At 28.2% G+C, this 12,155-nt stretch carries 8 protein-coding genes; 7 read left to right on the forward strand and 1 reads right to left on the reverse strand.

Annotation, left to right across the window (positions count from 1 at the left end; genetic code table 11):
- Positions 1-30 precede the first annotated feature (30 nt).
- The 4 genes from L3B98_RS05315 (at position 31) to L3B98_RS05330 (ending at position 6,595) form a co-directional block, all read left to right on the forward strand.
- Positions 31-2,589 carry a LuxR C-terminal-related transcriptional regulator gene (locus L3B98_RS05315; RefSeq protein ID WP_238915886.1) on the forward strand — a complete coding sequence of 853 codons (2,559 nt, stop codon included), beginning with the start codon at positions 31-33 and terminating at the stop codon, positions 2,587-2,589.
- Positions 2,590-2,798: 209 nt separating this feature from the next.
- Positions 2,799-3,356, forward strand: coding sequence for a rubredoxin-like domain-containing protein (locus L3B98_RS05320; protein ID WP_238915887.1), 558 nt, complete (start codon positions 2,799-2,801; stop codon positions 3,354-3,356).
- Between the two features lie 337 nt (positions 3,357-3,693).
- Positions 3,694-5,199 carry a glutamate/gamma-aminobutyrate family transporter YjeM gene (gene yjeM, locus L3B98_RS05325; RefSeq protein WP_077365860.1) on the forward strand — a complete coding sequence of 502 codons (1,506 nt, stop codon included), beginning with the start codon at positions 3,694-3,696 and terminating at the stop codon, positions 5,197-5,199.
- Between the two features lie 169 nt (positions 5,200-5,368).
- Positions 5,369-6,595, forward strand: coding sequence for an aminopeptidase (locus L3B98_RS05330; RefSeq protein WP_238915888.1), 1,227 nt, complete (start codon positions 5,369-5,371; stop codon positions 6,593-6,595).
- A 74-nt stretch (positions 6,596-6,669) separates the two neighbouring features.
- Here the strand turns inward: L3B98_RS05330 and L3B98_RS05335 are convergent, their stop codons facing one another.
- A complete protein-coding gene (locus tag L3B98_RS05335; protein ID WP_238915908.1) occupies positions 6,670-8,385 on the reverse strand; it encodes a methyl-accepting chemotaxis protein in 1,716 nt (571 codons plus the stop codon).
- 370 nt (positions 8,386-8,755) lie between these two features.
- Between L3B98_RS05335 and L3B98_RS05340 the strand changes: the two genes are divergently transcribed.
- The 3 genes from L3B98_RS05340 (at position 8,756) to L3B98_RS05350 (ending at position 12,094) form a co-directional block, all read left to right on the forward strand.
- Entirely contained in the window at positions 8,756-9,451 is a 696-nt protein-coding gene (locus L3B98_RS05340) for a manganese catalase family protein (RefSeq protein ID WP_238915889.1), read from the forward strand.
- A 258-nt stretch (positions 9,452-9,709) separates the two neighbouring features.
- Positions 9,710-10,921, forward strand: coding sequence for a 5-bromo-4-chloroindolyl phosphate hydrolysis family protein (locus tag L3B98_RS05345; RefSeq protein ID WP_238915890.1), 1,212 nt, complete (start codon positions 9,710-9,712; stop codon positions 10,919-10,921).
- 27 nt (positions 10,922-10,948) lie between these two features.
- Entirely contained in the window at positions 10,949-12,094 is a 1,146-nt protein-coding gene (locus L3B98_RS05350) for a toxic anion resistance protein (protein ID WP_238915891.1), read from the forward strand.
- The last annotated feature ends 61 nt before the right edge of the window (positions 12,095-12,155 follow it).

Raw genomic sequence — 12,155 nt, forward strand, 5'->3', positions numbered from 1 at the left:
ACAACAAAATAAGTTATTAGGGTGATTTAAATGAAAAATATTCTTCATACAAGACTAATAAGACCAAAAAGTAAAAATATGCTTCATAGAAATAAAAATATACAAGACAAGCTTCTTAACATTAAAGAAAATAAGCTGGCAGTTGTAAAAGGTGGAGCTGCTGTTGGCAAAAGTACACTTATTTCTAATTACATTGAAGATAAAGCTAATTATATGTGGCTTTCATTAGATGAAAACAGTGATGATTTAACTTACTTTTGGACTTATGTTTTACATGGATTAAGAGATAATATTGAAGATTTGAATTTTTACATTGATATGATAAATCCATTAGTAAAAAGAGAGGATATTTTTGAATTGATATCATCCTTAATTAACGAGCTTATAAATAAAGACACGCTATTTATAGTATTAGATGATTTTCACTATATAGAAGATCAATTTCTACTTGAAACTATTGAATATTTTGTAGCAAATTCTTCAGAAAATGTACATTTTATCTTGATTTCAAGATATGATGTTAAACTTTATATAGGAAATATTCTTATGAAAGGTGGAATAGTTACAGTAGGTTCAGCAGATTTTAATTTGTCTTTAATAGAAACAGAGGAATTTATAAAAAATAATACTGATAAAATCATTGATGAGGCGATAATTAAAGAAATCTATTCAATTACGGAGGGCTGGGTAGGAGCAATTAAGCTTTTGTTAACTGTATTAGGAAATAATAAAACTATAAAAAATATACCGCGTGGAAATAAATTATTTATTGATTATATGAATAATGAAATTATAGGGAGTTTGTCACAAGATGAAATTGATTTTTTGGTTAAAACTTCGCCCTTAAACTATGTGAATCCTGATATTTATAAAGATATTGATAATAAGGATGGCTTTAAAATAATAAAGAATTTAATAGAAAAAAATATGTTGATAATTACAATCGATGAAGAAAAAAAGATATATAGATATCATAATATCTTAAGGCAGCATCTTGTAGAACTTTTTGATAAATATGAAGAAAGCGTCAAAAATGATATTATAGATAAGCTTACAGCTTCATTAATTAAAGAGAATAATTATGATGAAGTTATAAGGATTTATATAAATTATAATAGATATAATAGTGCATTAAAAATACTAGAAGAAAATGCACATAACATTGTATCAACAAAAGTATTAAATGAATTTCCATTAGAATATTATAATGGAAGCGCAGATTTAACGCTTATCTCATTATTTTTCAATTATTTAAATTTAGATTATGAGAGATGCAATACAATAATTAAATCACTTAATTATAGCAAGGAGAATAACCTTGGGAATGCGATTAAATTATTTGGTATTATATTAAATAATACTTATGTAGAAGAGAGTTGCTTTAATTTTCCTAAAGAAATTGATAAGGATTTAAATGTGCTTACTAAGACAGTTTACTATATTTTAGCGTCATGGGCATTAGGATTTGCTAATGAATACACAAAATCTTTTGAAATGATGGAACTAATTAAAGAATCAAATAAAGAATTAAATAACCGCTATGTGGATTTAATATATAAATATAATAAAGTTTCTGTGTTGGAAAGTATAGGAAAGCTAAATGAGTGTTTAAAGTACTATGAAGAATTAAATGAACACATTAATAATAAAAATTATAGGTATTGTTTTGATATAATGAGAACAGTGGGACTTCCAGGAATTTATATTAAAAAACTTATGGATAAAGAGGCAGAAGAACTTTTAATGGAAGCCCAAAAAACACTTGAAGAGTTTAAAGAAAGAGCTGCTTTTAAACCTTTAGAGGTTAACATTAATTATAATCTTGCAGAAGTAAAATATATACAAGGTAATATTGATGAGTGCGAAAAATTATTAAATAACATAGATAAAGAAAATAAAGATAACTATTCTTATATTCAAATGCTTGCACTTAAAATTAGATTGTTGTTTTTTGAAAATAGGATAAAAGCAGAAGAATATGATGAATTTGTAAAGATATTTAAGGAAAAGTATAAAAAATCAGTTTATCCAGATATTTTAAGGTTAACTTATGGGATGGTTCTGTATAAAAAAGAGAAATATAAAGAGAGTTTTGATGAGTTTAGCAATATTGTATTTGCTTGTAGAAAAAGTGGAATTGGATATTTACTTGTATATTCATTAATTTGGAGAGTAATATTATTGGATAAAATTAAATTAGAAAATTCAAGAGAATGTATAAACAGTCTGAAAGAAGCAATATATTATTCTAGGGATGAAGATATATTATTTCCTTATTATAAAACAAGAGTTTATTTAAAAGAAATAATACAAAAATTTAAAACTCAATTATTAGAAGATGCAGATAATAAAGTATTTGTAAAGAAGCTTTGTGATTTAATAGGGATAAGGGATGAAAATGAAGTTTTAAGTCCTAGAGAAATAGAAGTTCTTCAGGCTTTAATAGATGGGCTGAGTAATAAAGAAATTGGAGAAAGGCTATTTATATCTATATCAACTGTAAAAACTCATATAATAAACATATACTCCAAACTTGGAGTTAAAAATAGGGTTGAAGCAGTAAATGAAGGTAGGAAAATAATTATATAAGAAAAAAGTATAGAATTTTTTGGTGAATAAGAATAATAGAAGATGTTAAGCAATTCTATTATTCTTATATTTTTGAATAGAAACTGTAGGATAAAGTATTTTTGTGAAAAATATATGAAAAACTTGCGAAAATAGGTAGTATTGAGAGATAATATATATAGGTAATATAGTTAAAAATAAATTAGCTATAATTTTGAGGAGGTTAGAATATGAAGAAGTATGTACGTTGTAAAGTTTGTGGATTTATAATGGAAGAGGCGGAATTAAAAGATGTTTGCCCAGCTTGTGGAGTTCCCAAGACAGCCTTTGTTGAACATAAGTTTAATATTAATGAAAAAAGACAAAAGATTTTAGATTTACATTTGCATCCAATATCTGTACATTTCCCGGAAGCTATAGCTGTATTTATATTAGGATTTTTCATATTATCGTTTATATTACCAGAAGATATGAGTAATAATTTACTTACAGTAAATAAAACATTGTCTATATTTTTCCCAATAACTGTTATCTTGGCATTTATAGCTGGAATTTATGATGCAAAAGTTCGATTTAAAAAACTATCTCCACCATATTTAAAAATAAAAATATATCTAGGAATAGCTTTGTTTATAGGATCATTAATAATGCCTGGTCTTTTCATAATTGCATCTTATACAGCCGTTTCAAAGATTTTTATTTTCATTGTAGCTTTAATAAATTTAGGATTATGCGTGGTATTAGGAAAGATGGGAAGCAAACTTTTTGAGTGTGTAATGCCAGGTTAAAATAAATTTGAATCAATATCTAAGGGAAGCTAACTCTAGTTATATGAGAAGCTTCTCTTTTGCGTAATAAAGTAAACATTGCATTATAGGCATGGATAAAATATAATATAATTTGTGATTAGCTTAGTGTTACTACATTAAGCTTTTAAAATTCTGTAAAATTTAAAAAGAAGAAATTTATTATATTAAAATGAGTTGTCAGAATGGATACATAAAATAGAATGGTGTGGAAAAAATAAAATTATAATTAAAATATTACATTGAGTGAAATTGTAAAAACATACGAAAAATTTTTTGTTCTAATGATAATGATTACAATATAAATTAAGGAGGAAAAATGAAAGCGAAAGAAAAATCATCAAAAAAATTAACGTTGATACCTTTAGCATTAATGATTTTTACATCTGTATATGGATTTAACAATATTCCAAGATCATTTTATAAGATGGGGTATGCTGCGATTCCTTGGTATATATTATCAGGGATAACATTCTTTGTTCCATTTGCATTAATGGTAGCTGAAATGGGAGCCGCTTTTAAAGAAGAAAAAGGTGGAATCTATTCATGGATGGAGAAATCTATTGGACCAAGATTTGCATTTATAGGAACCTTTATGTGGTACTTTTCTTATATAACATGGATGGTTAATGTGTCATCTGGTATGTGGGTTCCAGTATCAAATGCTATATTTGGAGAAGATACAACACAAAGCTGGAGTATATTAGGACTTCAGGGACCACAAGTATTAGGAGTTTTGGGAATTATATGGATAATAACAGTGACATATACATCTACTAAAGGTCTTGAAAAGATAAAGAAGGTAACTTCATTAGGTGGAACAGCAGTTTTGTTGTTGAATGTATTTTTGTGGATTGGCGCAATATGCGTATTTTTAGGAAATGGTGGACAATTGGCTGAACCAATTAAAGGTATTAGTTCATTTACACAAACACCAAATCCCAAATATTCAGGAGATATAATTGCTTCTTTAGCATTTGTGGTTTATGCTTTATTTGCATATGGAGGAATAGAAGCAGTTGGAGGATTAGTTGATGAAACTGAGAATGCTGAAAGGACTTTTCCAAAGGGGATACTAATATCATCAGCTATAATTTCGATTGGTTATTCTTTAGGAATATTATTGGTTGGAGTATTCACAAACTGGTCGACTGTAATGGGAATTAAAAACGTTAATTTAGGTAATGCGAGTTATATAGTTATGTCTAATTTAGGATATTCACTTGGTTCTGCGTTTGGGGCAAGTGAAGCTACAGCTGTAGCGTTAGGTCATGGTGTTGCAAGATTTGTTGGACTTTCAATGTTCTTGGCACTATCTGGGGCATTTTTTACACTAATGTATTCACCATTAAAGCAGATAATAGAAGGAACTCCAGCTAAACTATGGCCAGGGAAAATTGGAGAAACTAAAAATGGGTTGCCAATTAATGCAATGTGGATTCAAGCAACAATAGTTTGTATAGTAATAGCATTAGTTGCGTTTGGAGGAAACTCAATGGCAGCTTTCTTCAATATACTTGTATCAATGACCAATGTTGCAATGACACTTCCATATATGTTTATAGCAGCTGCATTTCCTTATTTTAAGAAGAAAAGTGAAATAAATAAGCCTTTTGTAGTATTTAAATCTCAAGGGGTTGCTAACCTTTGGACTTGTATAGTTGTATTAACAGTAGGGCTCGCTAATTTGTTCTCAATTATACAGCCAGCATTAGAAGGTGATATGCAAACTACAATTTGGAGTGTTGTTGGCCCTGCAATTTTTTCAATTATTGCATTGATAATGTATTGGAATTATGAAAATAAAACTAAAAAAGATATCTAGATTAGATTCGTGTAATATAGAAAAGGGATACTTTTTATGTATAAATCATTAAGTATCCTTTTTCTATTTTAAAATGTTAAGTAAAATTAATTTTATAACTCAATAATGATTATTGTAAAGTATGATATAATGATGGTAAAATATCGTAAAATTATAGGAGATAGTAAAAATGAATACAGAAATGTTAAAAAAATATGCAGAACTCGTAGTTAAAACAGGTATTAATTTACAACAAAATCAACAGTTACTTATAAATTCACCAATAGAATGTGCAGAGTTTGCTAGAATGATAGCGGAAAAAGCTTATGAAGCTGGAGCTATAAATGTAATCGTAGAATATAATGATGAGCAGCTTTCATTAATAAGATATAATAAAGCTCCGATGGAGAGTTTTGAAATGGAGCCAATATATCGTGCACTAGCAAGAGAACAACTTATAAAAGAAAAAACTGGATTAATTAGTATAGCGGCACAAGATCCAGAGCTTTTAGGAGGAGTGGATCCGAATAAAATAGCGGCTCAACTTAAAACAGCAAGTAAAACTTTGAAAAAGGTTAATGATGCTTATATGAGTAATGAAGTGCCATGGTGTGTTGTATCAATACCTACAAAAGGATGGGCTAAAAAGGTATTTCCAAATGTATCAGAGACAGAAGCTGTTGAGAAGCTATGGGAATCAATATTTAAAATCGTAAGAGTAGATAAAGAGTCACCGATTTTGGCGTGGGAAGAACATTTATCAAAATTAGAAACTAGAAAAAATTATTTGAATGAAAAAAGTTTTAAATTTCTTTATTACAAATCTGAAGGTACAGATTTAGCTGTGGAGCTTCCAAAAGGACATGAATGGTTAGCAGGAGCAGAATATACTAAAGATGGAGCTAAATTTGTAGCTAATATGCCAACTGAGGAAGTATTTACACTTCCAAAGAGAGATGGTGTAAATGGTTATGTTACTAGTAAAAAGCCATTAAATTATGGTGGTAATTTAATAGATAATTTTAAATTGACTTTTAAAGATGGAAAGATAATTGATTTTTCAGCAGAAAAGGGAGAAGAAATATTAAAGGGAATTTTGGATACTGATGAAGGCGCAAGATATCTTGGAGAAGTTGCTTTGGTTGGATATAATTCGCCGATATCAAATTCAGGATTGATATTTTATAATACATTATTTGATGAAAATGCATCTTGTCATTTTGCATTTGGTAAGGCATATCCAAGTTGCTTGAAAGATAGTGACAATATGTCGGAAGAGGAACTTTTAGAAAATGGTGTTAATGATTCATTAACACATGTTGATTTTATGGTAGGTTCAGCAGACCTTGAAATTATTGGTGAAACAGCTGATGGTGAAAAAATTCAAGTATTTAAGAATGGTGATTGGTTAATATAGGTAGTTAAAATAAGCACAATCTAATGATTAATATATAAATCATTAGATTGTGCTTAAACTTATTATAAATAGAATTAAATCTTGAATTTTTGAACTAGTTCGTGTAATTCTAATGCTAGTTCAGCTTGACTTTGAGCTGAATCTGCAACTTGAGCTACTACTTTAGTAATTTCACTGATGCTGGCTAATACTTCTTCAGAGCTTGCAGCTGATTTTTCAGCTGTGAGAGAAACACTTTCAAAGGCTTTATTGACTTGAGTTACCGTGTCATTCATATGTTTAGTGGCATTAAATATACCTATAGCCATGTGACTAACAAATTCAGCATCTTTTTCATATTGTACACCTGTATCTAGCAACAAGTTATAACTTGGTTGTACATTATTGGCAATATAATCTAATATATCTTGGCCACTTGAAGATATGGCATCAAAAGCATTTCTAACTTGAGTAACCATATTTTGAATTTGAATTACAGCTTCAGAAGATTGTTCGGCTAGCTGTCTTACTTCATCAGCTACTACTGCAAAGCCTTTTCCTTGTTCTCCTGCCCGAGCTGCTTCTATAGCTGCATTTAGTGCAAGTAAATTAGTTTGTTCAGATATACTTCCAATTGAATCAGCCATTATCTTGACTTCTTCAACAACTTTACCTTCTTCAATAGCTTTTATTATATTAAGTTTCTTTTCTTCATATATTATATTACCTTGTTTAATATTTTCAGCAGCTTTTTGTTTAATTTCAATAGCTCTTTTGTTTATTTCATCTCCAGAAGTTTTTGATTCTTCGGATTTATCTGCTAAGTCATGCGTATCTCGTGCTATTTCATCCATGGAAGCATGGACTTCTTCTGTTGTAGCACTTAAATCTTGCGCACCCTTAGCAATAGATTCAGTGGCTTCTCCAGAAGTATTCATCATTGATGATATTTCTTCGGTAGTAGCAGATAAATCTCCACTAGAAGAATTTATTTTTTCGGCGCTAATTACTATTTTAGTTATAAGTTCCTTTATGTGTTCACCAGCTTTATTTAAAGCTTTTGAAAGTCGTCCTATTTCATCGCTACTATCTATAGCTATTTTATTGGTTAAATCACCTTCACCAATTGCTTCCGCAAAATTTAAGACTTGTTTCAATTGTTTTGAAATGATGACTGATATAGATGTACCAATTATTATAGAAAGCGCTAATCCAATGATAACCACAGTTAGTATGAAATATAATGAAGAATTGTATGCATTTGAATTTTGGCTATGTGAATTGGCAGCAAGTTCTTCATTAATTTGAATTAAATCATCTAACCCTTTAAATACATTAGCTCTTGCAGTAGCTATTTCAGTAAATCTAACTTTAGATTTTTCAAAATCTTGTTGATCTGATAATTTTATAACATCATTATAGATTGATCTGAATTCTTGCAAATCCTTTTTTAACTTTTCTAAGATTGGTTTTTGTTCTTCAGTTAAAAAATTCTTTTCATAAGTATTCAAAAGTTCATCTGTTTCAGCTGAGTAATTTGAAATTTCTTTTTCCAAACCAGGATTTTGATTTTCCTTATTGGCTTGATTTGAAATTTTTAATAGATTATATCTTATCTCTAAAATATTTTGCTTAATTTTATTCATTTGTTCAATAGATAAAAGATTTTGTTGATAAACAGTATTTGAATTTTTATTCATAATTTGCATGTTTCGTATTCCGACAGAACCAACTAATGCTATTAGTAATGCAATACCTATAAAAGCAGGTATTAGTTTTTTTGACATGTTTAAGTTATTAAACCACTTCATCATAAATTCCCCCTAAAAACATTGTATTATTATTGAAAATACTGAATAAATAATAACACAAAATGATAATTACTTACTTATAATATACGCTATTAGTTAATAAATACGCAAGGTAAATAGCAATATATACCCAAAAAATCTAAAATTTCTACAAAAAACGTTACCACTTTGAGAGTTTATTATTATATTTATAAGTTTTTAACTGGATTGTTATGGGAAAAACTTAATGAAATCTAGCAAATATAAATTATGAATGTATATATGAATTAGAATTATACATATTTCTACAAAATAAATTTGAAATGAATATTTAAAAATGAAAGTAGAAATACTAAAAGGGTAATATTTATATTATTAGGAGGTGTTATTTGTGTTTGAACATAAAAAGGAGTTATTAAAGGATGTAAAGGTAGAGAGAATAAACCCTCAGTATGCAGTATTAATGCAGGAACAGTTAGGTGGAGGTAATGGAGAACTTAAAGCTGCAATGCAGTATATTTCACAAAGTTTTAGAATAAAAGATCCTGAAATAAAAGATTTATTTATGGATATTGGAGCAGAAGAACTTAGTCATATGGAAATGGTAGCGCAAACAATAAATTTACTTAATGGTCATGAAGTTGATAATCAAAAAGTTACTAGTGGAGAAATTCAAACTCATGTTCAGTGTGGATTGTCGCCCGTATTAATTAATTCTTCTGGAGAGCCATGGACAGCCAATTATGTAACAGTTACTGGAGATCTAGTTGCAGATTTATTATCTAATATAGCATCTGAACAAAGAGCGAAAGTAGTATATGAATATTTGTATCGTCAAATTCAAGATAAAGAAGTTAGAGCAACAATTGATTTCTTGTTAAATAGAGAAGAAGCACATAATGCATTGTTTAGAGAGGCATTGAATAAAGTTCAAAATACAGGCTCAAATAAAGATTTTGGGGTTACAAAAGATTCTAAACTTTATTTTGATTTATCAACACCTGGACCTTCACATAAGACACCAGATCCAACATCAGTGAAATTTGAAAGTCCAAATAAAGAAGATAGGGTTTTGGTTCATAAATAGATGATTTAGAAAAAGGTAATCTTAACATATATACTAACTAAGTAAATCATTTATAATAGTGAAAGCATCTGTACTGCAGATGCTTTTTGTTTTATAGGCAAGTAACCTAGAAATATATTAAGTTAAATAATAAATATAAATGATAAAGTTGTTACAAATTGTAATTATCTAAAGAATGAGATATAATTAAACAAAATATTATTACAATATACATAGTATTGTAAGAGTATCCTAAGAAAATAATTTGGAGGCATGAGTATGGGAAAAAAGGATTTTTCTGATCTGGAAGATCAAATTATGGATACAGTAAAAAGTGCATTTGATGCTATAGATTTTGCTAAAATTAAAAAAGAAATTGATGATAAAACTGAAGGAACAATAAACGAAATAAAAGTAAAGTTTAAAGATAAATCAGATCATATAAATGATAAAATTAAAGTTAAAATGAAAGACAAATATAGGAATATTAACACAATGAATAATTATAACGTAGCCAAAAATCAAAATGAATTACAACGATATATTGCTAGAAAACCTGTTGGACGAATATCAGGTATGCTTTACACTATATTTGGTTCAATTGGAAGTGGATTATTTGGGACGTTATCAATAATTGGATTAATATATATATTAATTATGGAAAATTATTCAACTACTTATAATGTATTTTTAACAGTTTTTATTTGTTTTTTTCTTGTGAGTTTATTTTTTTATTTAAAAGGGAGAACATTAAGAAATAGAGTGAAAAGATTCAAAAAATATGTAACTTGTCTTGAAGAAAAAAAATATTGTAGCACAGAGGAATTAGCTGTATCAATTGAAAGGAAAAATAAATTTGTTATAAAAGACTTAAAGAAAATGGTTGAATTAAATATGTTTCCAGAAGGTAGGTTTGATGAGAAACAAACTTATTTTATGTTAAATTATGAGGTTTATGAAAATTATTTGAATGCAGAAAAGGCTTTTAAAAAGCGACAAGAAGATGAATTGAAAAAACAAGAGCAAATGGAAAGAGAAAAAAGTGACCCTGAAAAAAAAGAATTACTGCAAGTGATTGAAATTGGGCAGAATTATATTGAACAAATAAATAATGTAAATAATGCAATACAGGAGGAAAAGATATCTGGAAAATTAGATAAACTTCAAAATATAGTGATACAAATACTTAAGTATATAGAAAAGAATCCTAACAAATTATCAGAGGTTAATAAATTTATTAATCATTATCTTCCTATGACTTTAAAATTGGTTAATTCATATAAAGAATTAAATGAGCAGCCAGTTCAAGGAGTGAATATAAAAAATGCAAAAAGTGAAATTGAAAAAGCAATAGATAGCATAAATATGGCTTTTGAGAAGTTACTTGATGATTTATTTGAAGAGTTAGCTTTAGATATTTCAACTGATATATCTGTTCTTGAAACATTATTTACACAAGAAGGTTTAACTAAAAAAGATTTTGAAAAATAATTTAGCTTGCATAAGGAGGAATTAAAAGTGAATGATCCATTTAAAGAAGATATTAATGTTACACCAAATTTAACATTTGAACCTTTTAAAGATGAGGCGCCTATTGTTAAGGTGGGGGAGGAAGCAAAGCAAGTTGAAGCCCTTGATGATAGTTTTTTAACAGAAGAAGAGAAAAAGATGGTAGATGAATTTGTTGAGAAAATAGATGTGACAAATTCAAATTCAATTTTACAATATGGTGTAGGATCTCAAAAGAAAATAGCGGATTTTTCTGAAACAGCTTTAAACAATGTAAAGACTAAGGATCTTGGTGAAGTTGGAGATATGCTTACTAATGTAGTATGTGAGTTAAAGAACTTTGAGTCTATAGAAGAAAAGAAAGGCTTTTTAGGTTTATTTAAGAAAACTTCAGAAAAGCTTACTCAAATGAAAGCAAAATATGATAAAGTTGAAGGAAATATAAATAAAATTTGTGGAATGCTTGAAACACATCAAATTCAACTTTTAAAAGATATTGCTATGCTTGATAAGATGTATGAAATAAATAAGACTTATTTTAAAGAATTGTCTATGTATATATTAGCGGGCAAAAAGAAGCTTCAAAAGTTGGAAAATGAAGATCTTCCAATTTTAGTTGAAAGGGCTAAGTTGAGTGGGCTTCCTGAAGATGCACAATCAACAAATGATTTTGTGGCTCTTTGCAACCGCTTTGAGAAAAAAATTCATGATTTAGAATTAACAAGAATGATTTCATTACAAATGGCACCACAAATTCGGTTGGTTCAAAATAATGACTCTTTAATGTCAGAAAAAATTCAATCTACTATTGTAAATACTATTCCTCTTTGGAAGAGTCAAATTGTACTAGCATTAGGGGTAGCACATTCTAATAATGCTGCAAAAGTTCAAAATGAAGTTACTAATATGACAAATGAACTTTTACGTAAGAACGCCGAAACACTTAAAATGTCAACTATTCAAACAGCTAAAGAATCTGAAAGAGGAATTGTTGATATTGAAACCCTTAGAAATACAAATGAATCATTAATCACAACTTTAGACGAAGTACTTCGTATACAAACAGAAGGCCGAGAAAAGCGTAAATCTGCAGAAGTTGAATTGCGAAATATAGAAGAACAATTAAAAAACAAACTTTTAAGTCTTAGACAATAGATACAAGAATATTATGACTAATATTGTATTAAAATGTTACCATTTAGTATAGATAAATGGT

Origin of the sequence: Clostridium sp. YIM B02555, from assembly GCF_022320955.1 — a bacterium.
GTDB classification, from domain to species: Bacteria; Bacillota; Clostridia; order Clostridiales; family Clostridiaceae; genus Clostridium; species Clostridium saccharoperbutylacetonicum.

Coding starts and splice junctions, on each gene's coding strand:
- L3B98_RS05315 (WP_238915886.1), top strand. CDS start 31: ATGAAAAATATTCTTCATACAAGACTAATAAGACCAAAAAGTAAAAAT.
- L3B98_RS05320 (WP_238915887.1), top strand. CDS start 2,799: ATGAAGAAGTATGTACGTTGTAAAGTTTGTGGATTTATAATGGAAGAG.
- yjeM (WP_077365860.1), top strand. CDS start 3,694: ATGAAAGCGAAAGAAAAATCATCAAAAAAATTAACGTTGATACCTTTA.
- L3B98_RS05330 (WP_238915888.1), top strand. CDS start 5,369: ATGAATACAGAAATGTTAAAAAAATATGCAGAACTCGTAGTTAAAACA.
- L3B98_RS05335 (WP_238915908.1), bottom strand. CDS start 8,385: ATGAAGTGGTTTAATAACTTAAACATGTCAAAAAAACTAATACCTGCT.
- L3B98_RS05345 (WP_238915890.1), top strand. CDS start 9,710: ATGGGAAAAAAGGATTTTTCTGATCTGGAAGATCAAATTATGGATACA.